The sequence below is a fragment of the Nocardia africana NBRC 100379 genome (assembly GCF_001612635.1).
Classification (GTDB): domain Bacteria; phylum Actinomycetota; class Actinomycetes; order Mycobacteriales; family Mycobacteriaceae; genus Nocardia; species Nocardia africana.
In genome coordinates, this window is record NZ_BDAV01000015.1 from 255007 (window position 1) to 276796 (window position 21790).

The 21790-nt window shown below is 67.3% G+C and carries 20 protein-coding genes; 9 read left to right on the forward strand and 11 right to left on the reverse strand.

The window, feature by feature from the left end:
* Positions 1 to 66: 66 nt before the first annotated feature.
* The gene (locus tag NA3_RS27585; RefSeq protein WP_062966539.1) at positions 67 to 1404 is read right to left on the reverse strand and encodes an acetyl-CoA C-acetyltransferase; all 1338 of its coding nucleotides are present in this window, start codon (positions 1402 to 1404) and stop codon (positions 67 to 69) included.
* Between the two features lie 251 nt (positions 1405 to 1655).
* Here NA3_RS27585 and NA3_RS27590 point away from each other — a divergent pair, with 251 nt between their 5' ends.
* Entirely contained in the window at positions 1656 to 3017 is a 1362-nt protein-coding gene (locus NA3_RS27590; RefSeq protein ID WP_084491907.1) for a 3-oxoacyl-ACP reductase, read from the forward strand.
* 1 nt (position 3018) lies between these two features.
* Positions 3019 to 3888 carry a MaoC family dehydratase gene (locus NA3_RS27595; protein WP_062966541.1) on the forward strand — a complete coding sequence of 290 codons (870 nt, stop codon included), beginning with the start codon at positions 3019 to 3021 and terminating at the stop codon, positions 3886 to 3888.
* Positions 3889 to 4021: 133 nt separating this feature from the next.
* Here the strand turns inward: NA3_RS27595 and NA3_RS38060 are convergent, their stop codons facing one another.
* From NA3_RS38060 to NA3_RS27625, 6 genes are all read right to left on the reverse strand, one after another.
* Complete coding sequence (locus NA3_RS38060; protein WP_062966542.1) at positions 4022 to 5539, reverse strand: DUF5685 family protein; 1518 nt, start codon at positions 5537 to 5539, stop codon at positions 4022 to 4024.
* Between the two features lie 111 nt (positions 5540 to 5650).
* A complete protein-coding gene (locus NA3_RS27605) occupies positions 5651 to 6250 on the reverse strand; it encodes a TetR/AcrR family transcriptional regulator (RefSeq protein ID WP_030514254.1) in 600 nt (199 codons plus the stop codon).
* A gap of 90 nt (positions 6251 to 6340) precedes the next feature.
* A complete protein-coding gene (locus tag NA3_RS27610) occupies positions 6341 to 7516 on the reverse strand; it encodes a glycoside hydrolase family 3 N-terminal domain-containing protein (RefSeq protein ID WP_062966543.1) in 1176 nt (391 codons plus the stop codon).
* A gap of 51 nt (positions 7517 to 7567) precedes the next feature.
* The gene (gene gnd / locus NA3_RS27615) at positions 7568 to 8596 is read right to left on the reverse strand and encodes a phosphogluconate dehydrogenase (NAD(+)-dependent, decarboxylating) (protein ID WP_062966641.1); all 1029 of its coding nucleotides are present in this window, start codon (positions 8594 to 8596) and stop codon (positions 7568 to 7570) included.
* 268 nt (positions 8597 to 8864) lie between these two features.
* Entirely contained in the window at positions 8865 to 9947 is a 1083-nt protein-coding gene (locus NA3_RS27620; protein ID WP_062966544.1) for a glycoside hydrolase family 183 protein, read from the reverse strand.
* A 325-nt stretch (positions 9948 to 10272) separates the two neighbouring features.
* Positions 10273 to 12108 (reverse strand): acyl-CoA dehydrogenase, encoded by a 1836-nt coding sequence (locus NA3_RS27625; protein ID WP_062966545.1) that lies wholly within the window; start codon positions 12106 to 12108, stop codon positions 10273 to 10275.
* A 286-nt stretch (positions 12109 to 12394) separates the two neighbouring features.
* On the opposite strand from NA3_RS27625, the gene NA3_RS27630 reads away from it, so the two are divergent.
* The 5 genes from NA3_RS27630 to NA3_RS27650 all read left to right on the forward strand — a co-directional run bounded on the left by NA3_RS27630 (position 12395) and on the right by NA3_RS27650 (position 16987).
* Positions 12395 to 13933 (forward strand): arylsulfatase, encoded by a 1539-nt coding sequence (locus tag NA3_RS27630; protein WP_062966546.1) that lies wholly within the window; start codon positions 12395 to 12397, stop codon positions 13931 to 13933.
* Between the two features lie 2 nt (positions 13934 to 13935).
* Entirely contained in the window at positions 13936 to 14874 is a 939-nt protein-coding gene (locus tag NA3_RS27635; protein ID WP_062966547.1) for an HAD family hydrolase, read from the forward strand.
* 63 nt (positions 14875 to 14937) lie between these two features.
* On the forward strand, positions 14938 to 15810 hold the full coding sequence (locus NA3_RS27640) for an SUMF1/EgtB/PvdO family nonheme iron enzyme (protein ID WP_062966642.1): 873 nt from the start codon (positions 14938 to 14940) through the stop codon (positions 15808 to 15810).
* 21 nt (positions 15811 to 15831) lie between these two features.
* Positions 15832 to 16437 (forward strand): alpha/beta hydrolase family protein, encoded by a 606-nt coding sequence (locus NA3_RS27645; protein WP_062966643.1) that lies wholly within the window; start codon positions 15832 to 15834, stop codon positions 16435 to 16437.
* Between the two features lie 178 nt (positions 16438 to 16615).
* Positions 16616 to 16987: a hypothetical protein gene (locus NA3_RS27650; protein WP_062966548.1), complete on the forward strand. Its 372-nt coding sequence runs from the start codon at positions 16616 to 16618 to the stop codon at positions 16985 to 16987.
* 17 nt (positions 16988 to 17004) lie between these two features.
* Here the strand turns inward: NA3_RS27650 and NA3_RS27655 are convergent, their stop codons facing one another.
* Positions 17005 to 17706, reverse strand: a complete 702-nt coding sequence (locus tag NA3_RS27655; protein WP_062966549.1) for a class I SAM-dependent methyltransferase — start codon at positions 17704 to 17706, stop codon at positions 17005 to 17007.
* A gap of 185 nt (positions 17707 to 17891) precedes the next feature.
* Between NA3_RS27655 and NA3_RS27660 the strand changes: the two genes are divergently transcribed.
* Entirely contained in the window at positions 17892 to 18242 is a 351-nt protein-coding gene (locus tag NA3_RS27660) for a hypothetical protein (protein WP_128145002.1), read from the forward strand.
* A gap of 74 nt (positions 18243 to 18316) precedes the next feature.
* On the opposite strand, the gene NA3_RS27665 is transcribed toward NA3_RS27660, so the two are convergent.
* From NA3_RS27665 to NA3_RS27675, 3 genes are all read right to left on the reverse strand, one after another.
* A complete protein-coding gene (locus NA3_RS27665; RefSeq protein ID WP_372464296.1) occupies positions 18317 to 19459 on the reverse strand; it encodes a glycoside hydrolase family 183 protein in 1143 nt (380 codons plus the stop codon).
* 113 nt (positions 19460 to 19572) lie between these two features.
* Positions 19573 to 20316, reverse strand: coding sequence for a crotonase/enoyl-CoA hydratase family protein (locus NA3_RS27670; protein ID WP_062966552.1), 744 nt, complete (start codon positions 20314 to 20316; stop codon positions 19573 to 19575).
* Positions 20317 to 20351: 35 nt separating this feature from the next.
* Positions 20352 to 21137: an alpha/beta fold hydrolase gene (locus tag NA3_RS27675; RefSeq protein WP_062966553.1), complete on the reverse strand. Its 786-nt coding sequence runs from the start codon at positions 21135 to 21137 to the stop codon at positions 20352 to 20354.
* Positions 21138 to 21387: 250 nt separating this feature from the next.
* Here NA3_RS27675 and NA3_RS27680 point away from each other — a divergent pair, with 250 nt between their 5' ends.
* Positions 21388 to 21720: a hypothetical protein gene (locus tag NA3_RS27680; RefSeq protein ID WP_062966554.1), complete on the forward strand. Its 333-nt coding sequence runs from the start codon at positions 21388 to 21390 to the stop codon at positions 21718 to 21720.
* The last annotated feature ends 70 nt before the right edge of the window (positions 21721 to 21790 follow it).

The window sequence follows — 21790 nt, forward strand, 5'->3', positions numbered from 1 at the left end:
AACGACGCCGGCCCGTTCGATACGGGCCGGCGTCGTTTCGTCGTACTCGCCGAGCGTCGGCGCGAATCAACGCTCCAGGATCGCGACCACACCCTGGCCGCCGGCGGCGCAGATGGAGATCAGCGCGCGACCGGAACCCTTCTCCGCCAACTGCTTCGCGGTCTGGGCGACGATGCGTCCACCGGTCGCGGCGAACGGGTGCCCGGCGGCCAGCGAGGAGCCGTTGACATTGAGCTTGGCGCGGTCGATCGCACCGAGGGCGCCGTCCAGGCCCAGGCGCTCCTTGCAGTACTGGTCGGATTCCCACGCCTGCAGGGTGGCCAGCACGACCGAGGCGAACGCCTCGTGGATCTCGTAGTAGTCGAAATCCTGCAGAGTGAGGCCGTTGCGGGCGAGCAGGCGCGGCACCGCGTAGGTCGGCGCCATCAGCAGGCCGTCCGGACCCCAGACGTAGTCGACCGCGGCGACTTCGCTGTCGACCAGGTAGGCCAGCGGCTTCAGGTTGCGCTCGGCGGCCCATTCCTCGCTGCCCAGCAGCACCGCGGAGGCGCCGTCGGTGAGCGGGGTGGAGTTGCCGGCGGTCATGGTGGCGTCGCCGAGCTTGTTGCCGAACACCGGCTTCAGAGTGGCCAGCTTCTCCAGCGAGGAGTTCGGGCGCAGGTTGTCGTCGCGGGTCAGGCCCAGGAACGGGGTGACCAGGTCGTCGAAGAAGCCGCGGTCGTAGGCGGCGGCCATGTTCTTGTGCGAGAGGTAGGCCAGTTCGTCCTGCGCCTCGCGGGCGATGCCGAATTCCTTCGCGGTGATCGCCGCGTGGTCACCCATCGACAGCCCGGTGCGCGGCTCGGCGTTGCGCGGGATTTCGATGCCGACCATGCTCGGGCGCAGCCGGCCGACGAGCTTGACGTAGTCCTTGTTGTTGCGCGCCCGGTTGGCGTCGAGCATCCATTCGCGCATGGATTCGCTCACGCCGATCGGCGCGTCGGAGGTGGTGTCGGTGCCGCCGCCGATACCGGCCTCGATCCGGCCCAGCGCGATCGCGTCGCCGACGGTGACGATCGACTGCAGGCCGGTGCCGCAGGCGAGCTGCAGATCGTGGGCGGGGGTGTAGGGCGACAGCTCGCTGCCCAGCACGCTCTCGCGGACCATGCCGTGTTCGCCGACGCGCTTGAGCACCGCGCCGCCGACGACCATGCCCAGCCGCTCGCCCTGCAATCCGAATCGGCTGACCAGGCCGTTGAGCGCGGAAGTGAACATATCCTGGTTCGAGGCGTGGGCGTAACGGCCGTCGGAGCGAGCGAACGGAATCCGATTACCGCCGAGAACGGCGACAGGCTTGGCCTGCTTGGCCTTCTCGGCCCGGCTGCTCGATGGTGCGGTCTTCGCCGAACGGGCTTTGGTTGTCACTCGAGTCTCCACTGTCTCGTCGGGTTTTCTGGGTCCGGAGCCGGGAATGCCGCATGTTGGGGACGAAGTCGGTACCCGGCCGACTGTACTGCTGGCGGTTCCGTCGGTTTACATTAAACTTACTCTGGAGTAAGTTAATTGTCGACACCGTACCCCGGAGATGTGGGCTACAACGCGCGGGGTAGTGGGGAAATACGGTTACGGCAGACGTTCAGATCGTCCACATACGACACAAGGAGAAGGTAGGAACAGTGGCAGCCAGCAAGAGCAAGGGCGCTCCCAACCTTTACGGTTCGTTCGTCAATTCCGCCCCCGGCGCCTTCCTGGCCGGCAAATTGGGCCTGCCGAAGCCGGAGAAGCTCCGCCGCTACACCCCGGGCGAGCCGGCGCTGCCCGGCCCGGTCCTGCTCGGCGGGAAGGGCCGCGTCGCCGACGCCGCGCGCACCCTGCTGTCGGACTACACCTTCGTCGACGCCCCCACGCAGGGCGTGAAGGTCGGCGCGCTGGTCTTCGACGCCACCGGCATCGGCACCGTGGAGGAACTGTCGCAGCTGTTCGAGTTCTTCCAGCCGGCCATGCGGTCGATCGCTCCCTCCGGCCGCGTGCTGGTCGTCGGCACCACGCCGGAACTCGCGGGCAGCGTCGACGCGCAGATCGCGCAGCGCGCGCTGGAGGGCTTCTCCCGCAGCGTGGGTAAGGAACTCCTGCGCGGCGCCACCGCCAACCTGGTCTACCTGCACCCGGAGGCCGCCGCGGCCGCCACGGGTCTGGAGTCGACCCTGCGCTTCATCCTCTCGGCCAAGTCGGCCTTCGTCGACGGCCAGGTCTTCCGGGTCGGCAAGGACGACAACGCCGCCGCCGGCATCGACTGGACCAAGCCGCTCGACGGCAAGGTCGCGGTGGTGACCGGGGCCGCCCGCGGTATCGGCGCCACCATCGCCGAGGTCTTCGCCCGCGACGGCGCCACCGTGATCGTCGCCGACATCCCCGCCGCCGGCGAGGCGCTGTCGCAGACCGCCAACAAGGTCGGCGGCACGGCGCTCGCGGTCGACGTCACCGCTCCCGACGCTGCGGACAAGATCGCCGAATTCGCGACCGAGCGCTTCGGCGGCATCGACATCATCGTCCACAACGCCGGCATCACCCGCGACAAGCTGCTCGCGAACATGGACGCCGCGCGCTGGGACGCCGTGCTCAACGTCAATCTCGCGGCGCCGCACCGCATTACCGAGGGCCTGGTGGCCAAGGGTGCGCTGAAGGAGGGCGGCCGGGTGATCGACGTGTCCTCGATCGCCGGTATCGCCGGTAACCGCGGCCAGACCAACTACGGCGCCTCCAAGGCGGGTGTCATCGGCATGGTGAACGCCGAGGCGCCCAAGCTGGCCGAGAAGGGCATCACCATCAACGCCGTCGCCCCCGGTTTCATCGAGACCGCGATGACCGCCGCCATTCCGGTCGGCACCCGCGAGGCAGGCCGGCTGCTCAGCTCGCTGCTGCAGGGCGGGCAGACCGTGGACGTCGCCGAGACCATCGCCTACTTCGCCAGCCCGGCCTCGAACGCGGTGAACGGCAACATCGTTCGCGTCTGCGGCCAGGCCATGATCGGAGCCTGACGTGGCAACCCGGACCATCTCGCTGAACGAGCCGCCCAAGACCGGCAGCCTGTACCTCAGGGCCGCCCTGGGTGCCGTTCCGCTGCCGCTGGTGTCGGCGCGCAAGTCCGAGATCCCGGACCGCGCGGTCGAATGGAACGGCGTCCGCGTCGATCCCGACCACCTCGCGGCCTACTGCCACGCGACCGGATTGCGCTTCGGCGACTCCCTGCCGCTGACCTATCCGTTCGTGCTCACCTTTCCCGTGGTGATGCAGCTGGTGGTGGCCCGCGACTTCCCGTTCGTCGCGGTCGGGGCGGTGCACGCGGAGAATCTGATCGAGCGCACCCGCGAGATCTCGGTCAGCGAACCGCTCGACATCCGCGCCCACGTGGAAAATCTGCGGGAACATCCCAAGGGTCTGCTGGTCGATGCGATCAGCGAGATCAGCGTGGGCCGGGAACTGGTGTGGCGGCAGGTCACCACCTTCCTGCACCAGCAGCGCACCTCACTGTCCGGTGGCCCGAAGGCGGCCCCGAAGCCGGACGAGGTGCCTCCGCCGCCGCTGCGCACGCTGAAGGTCGACCAGGCGATGATCCATCGCTACGCGGCCGCCTCCGGCGACCGCAACCCGATCCACATGTCGGCGCTCGGGGCGAAGGCCTTCGGCTTCCCGCGGTCCATCGCCCACGGCATGTGGTCGGCCGCCGCGATCCTCGGCGTGATCGAGGGCCGGGTGCCCGCGAAGACGTCCTACGCGGTGAAATTCGGCAAGCCGATCCTGCTGCCGTCCACGGTCAACGTCTACGCCGACCAGACCGCCGAGGGCTGGGATCTGTCGCTGAAACATCCGAAGAAGGGCTACCCTCATCTGACCGCGACGCTGCGCTGAGCAGCGAACGGCACCCGGACAGCCGCCCACCTTCTCGGCCGCCGCATATCGGATCGCATGGGGGATTCGATATGTGGCGAAGGCGAAAAGGTGGGCGGCTGTCGCCGGTGCGGCCGACGATGCTGCGGCCCGATCAGCAACTGCAGTCGCAGTCGCAGCAATCACAGTCACAGTCGCCGCAACTGCCGCAACAGCCGCAGCAATCGCCACAGCCCTCGCAGTCGCAGCAGTCGTCACAATCGCAGTCGCAGCGCTGTATCCAGGCATTCCGGTGTTCACCGCTGCACGGCCGCCGATGTCCGGCACAGCAGGCGTATCCGGTGCAGTACGCCCCGCAGATGATCCCGACCCCCTGCCAGAAGGTGGGGCGTCGTGGGGGCTCGTGCGGCGGTTCGTCCGAGGGCGGTTGTGGATCACTCGGCGGCCGGTCACCGAACGGCGGCGGGATGTCGTAGGGCTGCTGCGCCGTAATCGCCTCGCCGGTGCGGGAGCGGACTTCGCCGATGCCGGAGCGATGCGGCCGACCCGGTGTCGCTGCGGCTGCCGAGGGGCGAATGTGCCCGGCTGACACGGGGTAGCCCAGCAGCTGTACTGCGGCGTCGGCATCGGCGTCGTCGGAAAATGTTCGGCCGCCGCGTTTTCCGCAGCCGCAGGCAGATTTCGCGTCGCCGCATGTTACGGCCGCGGATCGGCCCAGTTTCCGGACGACGCCGCGCAACGGATCGAGCAGCAGCCAGCGGACGGCGGGAACGTGGGCGAGCTTCGCCTGGTGTAACGCACGGCGGATTTCGGCGTCGGATTCACGCAGCAGGCCGTGCGCCTCTTCGGCGCTCACCCCGCTGGCGAGCAGCGGGTTGAAGCGATTCCGGCGGCGATCGTCGTCCAGATCTTCGATGGCGTCGGCCAGGTGAGCGATGCGGCCGAAATGCCGGCCTGCATCTCGGAGGGCCGGAGTATTCTCCGGTCGGCCCGCCAGCACCGCGCTGTGAGCGAACAGTTCCGCGGCGCACATCTGTGTCGGCTCGGTGAGTGTGGCGAGGAGCGCGGCCGGTGTGGAACCGACTGTCCACGTAACGCTTTCGACGTTGGAGCCCCGGGAGTCGAGCGCGACGGCCCCGCGCCCGTGTGCCGCATGCGAACGCGGTTGCCCGCCGCCCGCCGTGTGAATCTGCACTGCCCGTTCGAGTTCCGCCTGGCGGCCGATCGCGGCGATCAGCGGTTCGATATCCAGCCCGATGTCGGCGGCATTCGCACGCGCCGAGCCGAACCAGCGATCGGCCACCTTCCGCATCGGCCGCCGGGCGAGTGGACCGGCGTCACCGTCGTCGGCATGGTCGCGAATCTTGGCCGCTCCCAGTAAGAGTGACGCGGTGGTCGCCAGCCGCACGCCGGGGGATTCGGCCGCGGCGACCGGGGCCCGCCGCATGCCGCGCAACGCGCACGGTCCGGCCGTGGTTCGCGCGGACTCGCCGGCCTGTGCTTCCGTCAGCACATTCAGCACGATCGCGTCGGTATTGGTCGCGGTGCGGGCCAGGTGGCCGTGCCCGTCGCGCAGACCCAGGCACAGGCCGCACATGTGCGTGCGCCAATCTGCCACATCCAGGCCGTATTTCGCCGCGCTGTGCGCGCACGGCGTGAGAAGTCCGAACAATTCCGCCCCGTAGAATCGGCGGCCGCATCGGCAATCCGGCCGTCTGTGCAATCCGCACTCTGGCAGGTGCCGACAGCGCCGCGCAAGTCCGACCGCGCGATTCGCCGGTGTCTACTCGGCCTTCTTCTTACCGGCCAGACCGCGCCAGGCCAGATTGTCCAGCAGGTCGACCGCGCTGGCGACATCCACTTCGCCGCTGGCGATCCGGTCTGCGATCGCCTCGCCCGCGCCGATCACCGCCACCGCGACGATGTCGAAATCCGTTCCGGGCTCGGCATATTTGGCGCTCGACTCGAGTAGTTTCGCGGTCAGCTCGATGATGCGCTCGCGACTGTTCGCGATCTCGGAGGCGAACGGCTGCTGGCCGAGGGCCTGCCGGTACAGCACCGACCACGAGAGCCGGTTGTTGTCGACATACGACAGGAATGCCTCGAGCCCGGCCCGCAGCTGTTCGTGCGGGGTCAGCTTGGGGTTGCCGGCCACCGCGACGGCCTCGATGAACCGTGCGCTCTCGCGCTGGATGCAGGCCCGGAACAGTTCGTCCTTGGAGCCGTAGTACAAATACAGCATCGGCTTGGAGATCTTGGCCTCGGCCGCGATGGCATCCATCGACGTGTCGTGATATCCCTTTCGGGAGAAGACCTCGACGGCGGCGTCCAGCATCTGCTGCTCACGAACCGCCCTGGGAAGCCGCTTCGTTCCGCCTGCCATCCACACTCCTAGCCCATATCGAAACCCCTATCTTACTCCAAGGTAAGTTTCGGAGAACAACGAATTGCCACCGATTCGCTGAAGCCGGGCTCAGCAGAGGAGCTGGATGCCTTTGTACTTGGCCACCCGCAGGACCGAGTCGTCGACCTGCTTCATGGTCAGTTTTCCGTCGCGAACTTCCTGCTCGAGCCGGTCGAGCACCGAGCTGACGGCGTTCGTGCTGATCCACAGCGCATCGTCCGCGCCGGCCTCCAGGGCGGCGGCGACCGCGTCCTCGATGCCCATCCGGGCCGTGATGGCCGCCATGCCGCTCAGGTCGTCGGTGAAGATCGGGCCGTCGTAGGGCTTGGCGTTGTAACCGGTGCCCTGGCGCAGCAGTGCCATCGCCTCCGGGCTGATACTCGCCGGGACGTTGGGCGAGGTCAGACCGGGAACATCCAGATGGCCGACCATGACCGCGGCACCGGAGTCGATCAGGTTCCGGAACGGCACCAGATCCACCTGCTGCATCTGGTCCAGCGGGGGCGTGCGGACCGCGCCGGTGTGGGAATCGCCCGATCCGTGTCCGTGGCCGGGGAAGTGCTTCATCACCGCGCCGACACCGGCATCGTGCATGGCCCGGATGTAGGTGCCGGCGTATTCGGTGACGACCTGCGGGTCCTGTGAATAGGACCGGTCGCCGATCACCGCGTCGTCGGGCTCGTCGCTGACATCCACGTCGGGCGCGAAGTCGACGGTGATGCCGAGCTTCTTCATGGCCTGACCGCGGGCCAGGCTCTGCTGGTAGTACTCGTCGGTGGACATGGTCTGGGCGGCGACCCGGGCCGACGGCGCCTGCCCGATGAGGTTCTGCAACCGCGACACCCGGCCGCCTTCTTCGTCGATGGTCACCATCAGCGGTGTGCGCGCGGCGGCCTTCACCTGGTCGAGGCCCTGGCCGGACAGCATCGACTGATCGGTCCAGCTGCCGACGAAGATGCCGCCCACCTGTTCCCCGCGCACCACCTGTTCGGCGTCGGCGGCGTTCTTGACGCCCACGGTGAGCAGCTGCGCCAGCTTCTGCCGGGTGGTGAACTGCGCGAGAAAGCCTGCGGCGCAGTCCTGTTGGTTACCGGTGGTGGTCGCGGCGGTGCCACCCGTCGCGCTCGTGGTGCCCGGTGCGGCGCTGGGGCTGGTCGTGGTGGTGGAGCTGGAGCCGCCACCACCGGAGCACCCCGCGAGGGCGACTGCGGCGACTGCGAGAACGATCCCGGCAACGTTGCGCATGGACCGACCGTAGCCGTTCGAGGCGCCGGAACCTACCCGAGACCTACCCGTCTACGTGCCCGGCAGCTCGTTGTGCCCGCCGAAGGCCTTGCGCATGGCCGAGAGCACCTTGTCCGCGTAGAGCGCCTCACCGCGCGAGGAGAACCGCTCGTACAGCGCGGTCGAGAGCACCGGGGTGGGCACGCCCTCGTCGATCGCGGCGTGGATGGTCCAGCGGCCCTCGCCCGAATCCGACACTCGCCCACCGAAGCTGGTCAGGTCGGGATCGGCGTGCAGCGCGGCCGCGGTCAGATCCAGCAGCCACGACGCGACCACCGAACCGCGCCGCCACACCTCGGTGACCTCGGGCACGTCGATGTCGAACTGGTAGTACTCGGGATTTTCCAGCGGGGAGACCTCGGCCGAATGCGCGTCGTCGAGTTCCTTGCCGATATTGGCCTTGTGCAGGATGTTCAGGCCCTCGGCGTAGGCGGCCATCGCCCCGTATTCGATGCCGTTGTGCACCATCTTCACGAAATGCCCGGCACCGGCGGGACCGCAGTGCAGGTAGCCCCGTTCGGCGGGGGAGGGCTCACCGGTGCGACCGGGGGTGCGCTCGGCGGCGTCGACACCCGGCGCGATCGACTCGAGCAGCGGCTCGAGGTGGGCGACCTGCTCGGCCTCGCCGCCGATCATCAGGCAGTAGCCGCGGTCCAGCCCCCACACGCCGCCGGAGGTGCCGATGTCGAGGTAGTGAATGCCCTTGGGCGCCAGTGCCTTGGCCCGCGCGATGTCCTCGTGGTAGCGGCTGTTACCGCCGTCGATGATGATGTCGCCCGGCTCCAGCAGTTCGGCGACCTGGTCGATGACCGCGCCGGTCGCGCCGGCCGGAATCATCACCCAGACCACGCGCGGCTTCTCCAGCAGCGCGATGAAGGCCGGGTAGTCGGTCGCGCCCCGGAAGCTGTCGCCCAGTTCGTCGGTGAATTCCTTGATCTGGTCCTCGTGCCGGGAGTAGCCGACCGCGGTGTGCCCGTCCTTGACGATGCGCCGCACGATGTTGGCACCCATTCGGCCGAGCCCGATCATTCCCAGCTGCATACTCTTCTCCTCGAGTCGTCCGAGCTTCGGCAGGTCCGAGCTCTGCTTGCTGCTGTGCCGCGGCGGGAGACCAGCGCCCTGCACCGCCCTCGCCCTCGATTGTCCCCCCGCTGCCTCGATCGAGAATTTCTCCGGTGTCGAAACGAAACGTGTAACGCCCCGAGCCCCGTCCCGATAATCAGATCGGCTCCGTGCAGTTGCCAGACCCCCGACCCGGCAACCGCACGGAGCCGTCTTCATATCCTCCCGGGCCCCGGATCCCGCACGTCTACAGCGGCGTCCGCATGAGCACGACGTTGTACTGGTTGTGCATGGTCAGCAGGAAGTACAGGTCGCTGCCGGTCTGGTACGGGTAGATCATCGGCGCGTACATGGTCGGCAGATCGCGCACGTCGATCAGCACGCGCGGCGCACTCCACGGGCCCTCCGGATTCGGAGCGGTCCGCATGACGACGGAGTCGAAGGGATCGGTGGTCAGCATCACGTACTGACCCAGATGCGCGTTCCACTGCACCGACAGCTCGCCCACGCCGCCGACGATCGGCTTGGCGGCATTGGCGTCCTTCGGCTTCCACGCGCCGCCGTCCCAGTACTCGTAGGCGTCGATATTGGCGATATCGGCTTCCTTGACCCGCGAGATGAATCCGGGCTGGTTGCGGCCCGCGGGGGTGCCGTACTTGTAGACGTAGCCGCCGGCCTTCAGGAAGGCGTTCTGCTGGAAGCTCTGGAAGCCGTTCTCGTTGCCGCGGCGGGTGGTCGGCAGCTGTGCCCAGGTCTGACCGTCGTCACCGGAGACGGCCAGGGTGGAGAAGTTGGTGTCCCAGTGCCCGTCCGGTCCCCATTCCCGCACCGACATCATCGACATGTACTGCACGCCGTCGACCGAGATGCCCGCGGTCGGAATGAAACTGATCTCGATGCCCGGAATCTTCGGGCTGGGCAGCGGATTGTCCACGAAGCTCGTGTAGTTCACGCCCGCCGACGGGTCGGCACCGGCCGGGCTGCGGAACAGCACGTTCGAGCGCCACGCCCAGATGCTGCCGGCCAGCACGTTCGGCACGCCGAGGCCGGCGGTGTCGCCGTAGGCGGTGATCATCTGCCCGCGCCCGTCGTCCCACATGATGCCGAGGTCGGTGCCCAGCACGTTCTGGTTCTGGGTCCGGTTCGGCGAGGCCATGCCGGTGGCCTGATAGACCGCCTGCGTCGGGCCGGGAAGCTGCGGCAATCCGTTGATGCCGTTCAGCCCGGGAATCGGATTGATGTTGTTCGGGTCGGCTCCGGCCGGCGATGCCGTCAGGCCCAGCAGCGCGACCGCCGCGCACGCTCCGGCCAGGGCGGACAGTCGTCTCATATTCCGAATTCCTTCCATGAGTCGCGCCGTGGGTATTGTGCCTGCCCTCGGCGGACGGCGTGCGGTATGCCGACGAAACGCTCGTCACATCGGCATGGCACGGCGCTGTTCGGTTGTCTCGGTTTATGTATGGCGCACCAGACCCCGGGGCACTCCAGTGCCGTCATTATTACCCGGCCTCGATTCCGGTGCAGGACCGGCGGTCCGGGCGCGCCGTCCGGATCGTGGTCCGGCCTTACGTATTCGCATCCCGGAACGACAGCGGCCCCGCCTCCCGGATGCGAGAGGCGGGGCCGCTGTGTTCACATGGTGATCGAGAAGGCGATCAGAAGGCCGCTTCGTCGAGCTCCATCACGTCGTTGTCCAGGTTGGACAGGATGGTGCGGGTGGCGGTCAGCTCCGGCAGCACGTTGCGGGCGAAGAACTGAGCCACGCCGACCTTGCCGTTGTAGAAGGCCTCGTCGGAGCCGGTGGCGCCGTTGTCGAGCGCCTTGATGGCGACCTCGGCCTGACGCAGCAGCTGCCAGCCGATCAGCAGGTCGCCCACCGCCATCAGGAAGCGGACCGAACCCAGGCCGACCTTGTACAGCTCCTTGGCGTCCTGCTGCGCGCCCATCAGGTGACCGGTCAGGGTGGCGGCCATGGCCTGCACATCCTCGAGCGCGGTCGCCAGCAGCTTGCGCTCGCCCTTCAGGCGGCCGTTGCCGGCCTCGGACTCGATGAACTTCTGCAGCTGGCCGGCCACGTGGGCCAGCGCCACGCCGCGGTCGCGGGCGATCTTGCGGAAGAAGAAGTCCTGCGCCTGGATGGCGGTGGTGCCCTCGTACAGCGAGTCGATCTTCGCGTCGCGGATGTACTGCTCGATCGGGTAGTCCTGCAGGAAGCCGGAGCCACCGAAGGTCTGCAGCGAATCGGTCAGGTACTGGTAGGCCCGCTCCGAACCGACACCCTTGACGATCGGCAGCAGCAGGTCGTTGACACGGAACGCGAGGTCCTTGTCGGCGCCGGAGACCAGCTGAGCGATGTCCTCGTTCTGGTGCGCGGCGGTGTAGAGGTAGATCGCGCGCAGGCCCTCGGCGTAGGCCTTCTGCATCATCAGCGAGCGGCGCACGTCCGGGTGGTGGGTGATGGTGACGCGCGGAGCGGTCTTGTCGGTCATCTGGGTCAGATCCGCGCCCTGCACCCGCTGCTTGGCGTAGTCCAGCGCGTTCAGGTAACCGGTCGACAGAGTCGCGATGGCCTTGGTGCCCACCATCATTCGGGCGTTCTCGATCACGTCGAACATCTGCGCGATGCCGTTGTGGACCTCGCCGACCAGCCAGCCCTTGGCCGGGACGCCGTGGCCGCCGAAGGTGACCTCACAGGTGGCCGAGACCTTCAGGCCCATCTTGTGCTCGACGTTGGTGACGAACACGCCGTTGCGCTCGCCCAGGGTCTGGGTCTCGAAGTCGAAGTGGAACTTCGGCACGAAGAACAGCGACAGGCCCTTGGTGCCCGGTCCGGCGCCCTCGGGGCGGGCCAGCACCAGGTGGAAGATGTTCTCGAACATGTCGTCGGAGTCACCGGAGGTGATGAACCGCTTGACACCCTCGATGTGCCAGGAGCCGTCCTCCTGCTGGATGGCCTTGGTACGGCCGGCGCCCACGTCGGAACCGGCGTCGGGCTCGGTCAGCACCATGGTGGCGCCCCAGTTGCGCTCGACGGCGATCTCGGCCCACTTCTTCTGCTCGTCGGTGGCGTTGTTCCAGAAGATCTGGCCGAACGGGCCACCGGCGGCGTACATCGCGACGGCCGGGTTCGCGCCCAGGATCATCTCGTTGAGGGCCCAGACCACCGAACGCGGTGCGGGCAGGCCGCCCAGCTCCTCGTTCAGACCGACCTTGTTCCAGCCGGCCTCTTGGTAGGCCTTGAAGGACTTCTTGAACGACTCCGGGATGGAGACGCTGTGGGTGGTGGGGTCGAACACCGGCGGGTTGCGGTCGGAGTCGGCGAAGGACTCGGCGACCGGCCCCTCCGCCAGGCGGCGTACCTCGTCGATGATGTTCTTGACCGTGTCGGTGTCCAGGTCACCGTAGGCGCCGGAATCCAGCACCGAGCCGATGCCCAGCACCTCGAAGAGGTTGAACTCCAGGTCGCGGACGTTGCTCTTGTAATGGCCCATCTCTGTTACTCACTCTCCGTTGAGTCGGTGCGGGTCGGTGTGTGCCGTTCCCGCCCATGTGTCTCCACACCGGGTAGTCGAACGGAATATCCGCCTTCTACTCGCGGGTAACTTACACCGTATATTACCGATGAGTAATGGGCTTGGAAAGCGCTGACCGGGCGATGTGACGCGATGAACACCCGGTGGCCGCCTCACCGCAATCACCCGCGGCGGGTGAGGTGCCGGCGGGCGGGCGCGGACAAGGTTTCGGCAGGGTAGTTCACCTGCGCCGAAGGAGGCCGCTGTGCCGGATTCGAAGCCGAACATTCTGGTGATCTGGGGCGACGACATCGGGATCACCAATCTCAGCTGCTACAGCGACGGTCTGATGGGCTATCGCACGCCCAACATCGACCGGCTCGCCGAGGAAGGCATGCGGTTCACCGACTCCTACGGCGAACAGAGTTGTACGGCCGGGCGGGCCTCCTTCATCACCGGGCAGAGTGTCTATCGCACCGGGATGAGCAAGGTCGGGGTGCCCGGCGCGGGCATCGGTCTGTCGCCGGAGGATCCGACCATCGCCGAACTGCTGAAACCGCTCGGCTACGCGACCGGGCAATTCGGCAAGAATCACCTCGGCGACCTCAACAAATTCCTGCCGACGGTGCGCGGGTTCGACGAGTTCTTCGGCAACCTCTACCACCTGAACGCGGAGGAGGAACCCGAACTACCGGACTATCCGCACAAGGACACCTATCCGCGGCTCTACGACCTGCAACGCCCGCGCGGGGTGCTGCACTCGTGGGCGACCGACGAGGACGACCCCACCGAGGACCCGCGCTTCGGGCGCGTCGGCAGACAACGCATCGAGGACACCGGCCCGCTGACCAAGAAGCGGATGGAGACGATCGACGAGGACGTGGCCGAGGCCTGCGTCGATTTCATCACCCGCCAGCAGCGCGCGGGCACGCCGTTCTTCGTCTGGCTGAACTTCACCCACATGCATCTGCGCACGCATACCAAGCCGGAAAGTGTCGGGCAGGCGGGAGTCTGGCAGTCGCCGTACCACGACACGATGATCGACCACGACCGCAATGTGGGCCGCGTGCTCGACGCCCTCGACGAGCTCGGGCTGGCCGACAACACGATCGTCATCTACAGCACCGACAACGGCCCGCACGCCAACACCTGGCCCGACGGCGCGACCACCCCGTTCCGCAGTGAGAAGGACACCAACTGGGAGGGTGCGTTCCGGGTGCCGCAGGTGATCCGCTGGCCGGGCCACATCGCCGCCCGTTCCGTATCCAACGACATTGTGCAGCACCACGATTGGCTCCCCACCCTGCTCGCCGCGGCCGGCGAACCCGATATCGTCGACAAGCTGAAACAGGGACATCCGGTGGGGGACAAGACGTTCAAGGTCCACATCGACGGCTACAACCTGTTGCCCTACCTCACCGGGGCGGCCGAACACAGCCCGCGGCGCGGCATGGTCTATTTCTCCGACGACTGCGATGTGCTCGGAATACGGTTCGAGAACTGGAAGATCGTGTTCATGGAGCAGCGCAAGCAGGGCACGCTGGGAATCTGGGCAGAACCCTTCACCCCGCTGCGGGTACCGAAACTGTTCAATCTGCGCACCGACCCTTTCGAACGGGCCGACGTCACCTCCAACACCTATTGGGACTGGTTCCTCGACCACGACTACATCGCCTTCTACGGGACGGCCATCGCGACGGCATTCCTGGAGACGTTCAAGGAATTTCCGCCGCGTCAGGAACCGGCGTCGTTCACCATCGATCACGCCGTCGCCAAACTGCACGACTTCCTAGCCCGGGACTGACGATGGCGGTGTCGCTGGAATCGTGGAACGACGGTGAAACCACCTCGGCCATCGTCGATTTCGTCGCTCGCGTCACCGATCGTGACGGGCCCGGATATGTCGAACCGTCCGCGCGGATCGCGGTATTCGACAACGACGGCACCCTGTGGTGTGAGAAGCCGATGCCGATCCAGCTCGATTTCACCATCCGGCGATTGGCCGAAATGGCCGAGCAGGAGCCGGAATTGCGCACGCAACAGCCCTGGCGCGCGGCGTACGAGCAGGATCTGCAGTGGCTCGGCGCGGCGATGGTCAAGCACTACCACGGTGACGACGACGATCTGAAGTTGTTGATGGGCGCGGTAACTCGTGCGTTCGGTGAGATCACCGTCGAGGACTACGACGCTCGAGTGTCGGCATTCTTCTCCCGGGCCGCCCACCCGACCCTCGGGCGCCCGTATCACGGCTGTGGTTTCGTGCCGATGGTCGAATTGCTGTGGTATCTGCGCGACAACGAATTCACCACCTACATCGCCTCCGGTGGCGATCGGGATTTCATGCGCCCGGTCGCCGGTGATCTCTACGGGGTGCCGCCGGAACGGGTGATCGGTAGTGCGCTCGGGCTGACCTACCGGGAACGAGAGGGCCGCAGCGACCTGCTCTACAAATCCGCGATGGATTTCTTCGACGACGGGCCGGAGAAACCGATCCGGATCTGGAGCCGGATCGGCCGCCGTCCCATCCTGTCGGTCGGCAATTCCAACGGTGATCTGCCCATGCTGTCGTTCTCCGAACTCGCGGGCGCGCCGTCGCTGCGCATGCTCATCCTGCACGACGACGCGGAGCGGGAATTCGACTACGTCGCCGGTGCCGAGAATGCGCTCGAGCACGCGCGTCGCAACGACTGGACGGTGGTCAGCATGAAAAATGACTGGGCGCAGATCTTCACACCCGATTCGTAGGAACGGCCCGTGAATACATCGATCGCCACCGACGTGCGGCAGATACCCGCGCAGACCTTCACGATGGGTTCGGACCGCCACTATCCGGAGGAGCGTCCCGCCCACCGGGTCGCCGTCGACGCCTTCGCCATCGAAACCCGGCAGGTCACCAACGCCCAATACGAGCACTTCGTCGCGGAAACCGGATACCGCACCGTCGCCGAACGCCCACTCGATCCCGCCGACTTCCCGGGAGCGCCGGTCGAGAACCTGCAACCCGGCTCGATGGTGTTCCGCCGGACCGCCGGCCCGGTGGACCTGCGGCATCTGAACCTGTGGTGGCGCTGGACGCCCGGCGCCTCGTGGCGGCATCCGGAGGGGCCGGGGTCGTCGATCACCGACCGGGCCGACCATCCGGTGGTGCATATCGCGCACGAGGACGCCGCCGCCTACGCGGCATGGCAGGGCCGGGCGCTGCCGACCGAGGCGCAGTGGGAAGCCGCGGCCCGCGGCGGCGTGGAGGGAGCCGAATACACCTGGGGCGAGGAGGGCGAAACGGGCGAGGAGCGCCTGGCCAACTACTGGCACGGCCGATTCCCGTGGCGCCCCGATCCCGGTTACGGTCACACCGCTGCCGTCGGTTCCTATCCGCCCAACGACTACGGCCTGTTCGACATGGCCGGCAACGTGTGGGAATGGACCGACGACTGGTATGCCGAACGTCATCCGGGCGGCGGCGGATGCTGCGTCCCGCGCAACCCGCGCGGTGGGGATCGGCAGCGGAGTTTCGATCCACGCCAGCCGCAGTTCCGAGTGCCGCGCAAGGTGATCAAGGGCGGTTCGTTCCTCTGCGCCGACAGCTACTGCCGCCGGTACCGGCCCGCGGCACGACGCCCGCAGATGATCGACACCGGAATGAGCCATATCGGCTTCCGGTGCGTGGCCGCGGTGAGTTGAACGGCGATTACCGTGGACCGCGTGCGCATCGAGACGACTGCGGGGGATGCCGAGGTGGAGATCGAGCGGGGTACCGGCGATCGTTTTCTGCTCTTGCTCACCCACGGCTCCGGCGGCGGGGTGGAGGCCGGGGATCTGCTGGCGGTGCGCGATCGCGCGGTAGCGCTGGGCGGGGTCGTCGCGCGGGTGATCCAGCCGTATCGCGTGGCCGGTCGGCGCGCGCCGGGATCGGCGGCGGTGCAGGATGCGGCCTGGCTCGAGATCGTCGCCGCCCTGCGGGCGCGGGTACCCGGCGTACCGCTGATTCAGGGCGGTCGCAGCAACGGCGCCCGGGTCGCCTGCCGGACGGCCGTGGAAGCGGACGCGAAAGGTGTGCTGGCACTGTCCTTCCCCCTGCATCCGCCCGGCAAGCCGGAGAAGACGCGGCGTGACGAACTGGTGGCAGCGTCCGCGCACGTCGACGTGGTGGTGATCAACGGTGAGCGCGACCCGTTCGGCATTCCGGATGCCTCCGACGCCGCTGAGGTGAAAGTCGTTCCCCGCCAGCCGCATTCCTTCCGCGCCGGTTTCGATCTGATCGCGCAGACGGTGGAGCCGTGGCTGCGCCGATGGGCGGACGACGAGTGATCGGCGAGTAGTCCCGCGCCGGATTGCTACCGAGCTGCCGGCCGGGCGAACGCGGTGGTGCGAAAACACCTGCGAACCATCGAATCTCAGCATCCATCTCCGGGAATACCCCGATGTCGTCGCGCCGCCGCGGGGGGTAATTTCGACCGCGGTCGGGATTTCGAGAGGAGAGTGATCCATGATCGCAGGTCCGATTCGCACCGCTCGCCGTCCCGTGGCCGGTGTCGCCTTGGCTGTCCTCGCCGCGACCGGTATCGCGGTCGCCGGTGCGGGGGCGGCCGAGGCGAGCGTTCCGTGTGGCGCGGCCCCGCCGTGCAGCGCCGACGGCTTCGGCTCCGACGGGTTCAACGCCCAGGGTGTCGACCGGTTCGGCCGCGACCGCTCGGGCTTCGATCGGTCGGGATACGACTCGCTCGGTTACGACCGGTTCGGATACGACCGATTCGGCCGTGACCGATTCGGCCATGACCGATTCGATCACCCCCGGGCGGATCCGCCCGCACAGTCCCACGGACCGGCGCCGCTACCCACCGGCAGCGCCGGACTGTGAGGCGTCGCCACCCCGGATCACGCGTCCGGGGTGGCCGTCGCTTGTTCCTCCAGATCGGGCACGGTCGCGGTGGCGACCACGAGGGCGTCGATGGCGTCGCATCCCTCGGTCTCGCGCAGTACCCGCTGCGCGGTGTCGATCCGGATATGTTCTGCCGCAGTCAGATCCGCCACCACGTCGTCTGGAGTGAACAGGATCGCCGGATCCTGCGGTCCACCGTAACCGTCGGCGATGTTGGTGGTGTCGTGGCCGAGGACGAGGAGGGTGCCACCCGGGCTCAGCCGCTCGGCCGCCGCGAGCAGCATGCTGCGCCGCTGTCCGGCCGGCAGATGAATGTAGACGGCGAGAATCAATTCGAACGGGCCGTCGATTCCCGCACCGGCCAGATCGGTGACGTCCGCGCATTCCCAGTCGATCCTGCTGCGCACCGAACGCGACAGTCGCGAGGCGACCGTGCGTCCCTTGTCGATGCCGACCTGGGAGAAGTCGACCGCTCGCACCTGCCAGCCGTGCGTGGCCAGCCACAGCGCGTGCCGCCCCTCGCCACACGCCAGATCCAGGGCACGCGGCAATTCGGGGGGAGCTTCACCGGGCGCATCGGGCGCCAGCCGGACGCGGCGCTCCAATCCGAAGATGTGTTCCACCACCGTCGCATTCGGCGGCGCGCCCCAGACCAGTTCGCTCTGCGCATAGCGCTCGTCCCACTCGGCGGCGTCCATGGGGCGAGTTTATCGGGTAGCGGGTCGCCGCCCGCGGCACCGCCGCACCGGTGCTGCGCTCAGGTGTCCAAAAGGCCACGGCACCAACAATTTTCGGGGTGTCTTTCCGGGAGGACCCTGATGTGCGACGCCGGGCACGTACCTACCGTGTGGACCGGTCGGGCTTTCGAGAGGAGAACATTTCCGTGGTTACAGTGTTTCGCCCACGGCTCGTCGAGCGCAGGCGTGCAGTGGTCGTCGTCGCCGCGCTGGCCGCGACGGCCGGGATCGGCCTCGCGGCCGCGGGCACGGCAGGTGCGGCCGGGCCGAATGTCGCCCTGACGCCCTGTAGCGTCGGCGATTTCGGTTCCGACGGATACGACAGTGACGGTTTCAATCGTTTCGGAGAGGACCGTTTCGGATACGATCGCGACGGCTACGATCTGTTCGGTTACGACCGTTTCGGAAAGGATCGATTCGGGCACGACCGTTTCGACGACGACCAGGCCGGAACGGGAAACGCGCCGGCGCCGTCCACCGGCAGCGCGGGACTGTAGCGTAAGGGCCGGAGTGCCCCGCTGACAGGCGGGGCGCTGCCGCTCCGGCTCCCGGTGCCGTCGTCGACTACGAATTACAGCGTCGTTCGCATGAGAATGACGTTGTACTGGCTGTGCACCGTGGTGAGGAAATACAACTCGCGGCCGGTCTGGTACGGGAAGATCGACGGGGCGTACGCGGTGGGCAACTCACGCGTATCGATCAGCACCTCCGGCTCACTCCACGGCCCCTCCGGGGAGGACGCCCGGCGCATCACAACCGAATTCCACGGATCGGTGGTCAGCATGACGAACTGCCCGAGGTAGTCGTTCCACATCACCGACATCTCGCCGACGCCGCCGGTGATCGGGCGTGCGGCGTTCACATCGTTCTTGCGCCAGGCCCCGCCGTCCCAGTACTCGTATTCACCGAGATTCTGGATGTCGTTCTCCCGCACGCGCGCGACGTAGGCGAAGTGATTGCGGCCCGACGGCGTGCCGTATTCGTATACCCAGCCGCCGCTCTTCACGAAGGCGTTCATCTGGAAGTTGGCATTGCCGCCCTCGTTGGGCCGGCGGGTGAAATCGAGGTCGGCCCAGGTTTCCCCGTTGTCGGCCGAGGCGGCCAGACCGGAGTAGTTGGTGGTCCACTGGCCGACGTCGTCCCAGCTCTTCACCGACATCAGGCTCATGTACTGCACGCCGTTCACCGAGATTCCCGCGGTCGGGATGCGGCTGATCTCGATGAACGGAATCTTGGGGCTCGGAATCAGGTCCCGCGCCTGGCCGAACACGTCGCGCACGGCGCTGTCGAAATAGATGCCGCCCGAGGGATCCTGGGTGTGACTGCGCACCAGGATATTGCTGCGCCACGCCCAGAAGCTGCCGGCCAGCAGATTCGGCAGCCCCAGCCCGGCGGTATCGCCGAAGGCGGTGAGCATCTCGCCGCGGCCGTTGTCCCACATGATTCCCAGGTCGGTGCCGAGGACGTTGTAGTTCTCGGTGGCGTTCGGGCTGGCCATTCCGGTGACCTGGAATATCGCTCGGGAACGCCCGGCCAGATTCGGTAATCCGGTGGTGCCGTTGAGAACCGGAATCGGATTGATGGCATTCGGGTTGGCGGCCGCCGGCGCGGTCATGGCCAGAAGCACGGCCGAGGCGCCCGCTATCGCGGACAGCAGGACGGATACGGTCTTGGACAAATGCAGCCCTTCCCGTTCTCGCCGATGCGCCCCCATTCACCGGCTTCGCTGGCAAAGTGTGAAAATGCTAACAGCGAATCACCGGTGAATGGGTTTCCCGCTCGCGCTTTCGGGTAAGTCCCGGGTCGGCCGTGTCTGCTTTGTCGAATCTACCGACGGCCGAGCGCTTGCCGTACCAGAAGTGGTATCTGCGTCGCCCGTTCGATTCCGAGGGTGCGGCGAGTCCCCGCGTGCCAGGTGCGCTCGAACAATTGTTTGGCGGCGGCGACGGCGGGTGCCGGGCGGGCCGCGATGCGATCGGCCAATTTCTCGGCATCGGCGCGCGGATCCTCGCTCACCTCGGTGATCAGTCCGATTCGGGCGGCATAGGCGGCGTCGACGGGATCGGCGGTCAGGGTCAGCAGGAGGGCCTTGTCCGCGCCGATCAGGCGCGACAGCGTGACCGCGCCCGACATATCCGGAACGAGGCCGTGCGCGACTTCCATCACGGCGAAATCGGAATCCGGTGTGGCGAAACGGAAATCGGCGGCCAGAGCCAATTGCAATCCGCCGCCGAAACAATGGCCGTGCACCGCCGCGATCACCGGTTGCGGCAGCCGCCGCCACGCCCAGCAGGCTTCCTGAAAAGCGTTGGTGCCCAGCCACGGTAAGGGCAGGAAATTGCGCACGATACTCAGCGGGTCGCCGGTTGCCTTCGCGATATCGAGACCGCTGGAGAAACTGGGCCCGTTGCCGGCGAGGATCACGGCGCGAATCTCGTCGCGCTTTCCGATCACCCGCGCCACACGGACGAGATCGTTCAACATCTCGATGGTGAGCCCGTTGTGTTTGTCGGGCCGGTCGAGTTCGACGTAGGCACGATCACCGTCGAAGGTCAGGGATACGTCGCTCATCGCTCACTCCGTGCTGATCGGGTCGGCCCGCCCGGTTACCCGCCGGTAGGCACTTGCTCGAGGATTATCTTCGCGCATCCGGCCGGGTCGTCGTAGAACGGGGTGTGGCCGCTGCCCGGCAGGGTGATGTGCCGGGCCTGGGGGAGCCATTGCCGGGCCCGCCGGCTCTGGGTCCGATAGGTGAGCAGAATGTCGCGGTTGCCCCAGGCGATCGTGACCGGGATGCGGGCCAGGCGGCCACCGTCGCGCAGCCGCGCCTGATCGAAAGAGGCCAGAGCCGAACGGAATCCAGGGGCATGGAGGACGCCGTCCACGGTCTCGACCGCGGTTCGGCCGTCCAGCGCCCACGGCCGGCCGAACACGATGCTCAGGAAGGCGGTCCGCCCGGCCGGTGTGCCGAGGATGGCGGGCAGCTGCGCGCGCAGTCGCCGGCCCAGGGTGGCCGCACGGCCCAGCGCCTGCTGACACCAGATGCGCCCGGCATCGGACCAGAAGCCGATCGGTGAATACGCGGTCACCGAACTCGCCGCTCCGCGTGCGCCGAGGTTCAGCGCGATCAGACCGCCCATGGAGTTGCCGGCGAGGTGCGGTCGGTCCAGGCCCTGTTCGGTGAGGAACGCGTGCAGCGCGTCGGTGAGGGTGTCCACCGTGGTGTGCGGGAGCGGGTCCGACCCGCCGAATCCGGGAAGGTCGACCGCGATCACGTCGAAGTGGGCCGCCAGCGTGTCGATGACCGGTTCCCACACCTGCCAGCGACTGCCGACGCCGTGGATCAGGACCAGCGGTTCACCGGTGCCGACCCGGTGATGGTTCAACATCATGACGAAACTCCCGCACCGAGACTCGGACGCGACCAGGAACGCAGACACCCTAGCAATCATTGGCGTTACGCCAACAGATGTCGCCGCAATCGCGGCCGAGGGATCTGCGAGCGGCGCCTTTGTGAACGCTCCGTGTTCGCACCACTCGGACTGTTGTCCGGCCGCGTGATGCGGCAGTATCACCTCCGCGGTTCGTGTCCGGTTGCGCCGGAACGCGCCATAGCTGATACGCCTGAGAATTGAGGAACAGTTGAGGATTTCGCTGATCGCCGCCGTCTGCATCGCCCTGCCGCTTCTGGGTGCGTGCGGTTCCGACAAGGGTTCGGAGCCGACCATCACCCAGGCCGACCTGTCGAAATCCCTGCAGTCCAGCGGCCTCAAGGATGCGAAACTCGCCGATTGCGCCGCCAAACTCTATGTGGACGAAGGCATTTCGCAGGACGGCCTGCGTAAGATGACCAAGCCCGGCAGCAATGCCCAGGTGGCCGACGGTTCGATGGGCGGCCTGAGCAAGGAGGACTCCGACAAGGCGCGTGCGGCGACCCAGAAGATCGCCACCACCTGCGTCGCGTCGCCGCAGTAGGTCCTCGGCACGATCACCGAGCGCTCGACGAGTTCGCCGCGGCTACCGCGCCCGGACCGTTCTACCGTGG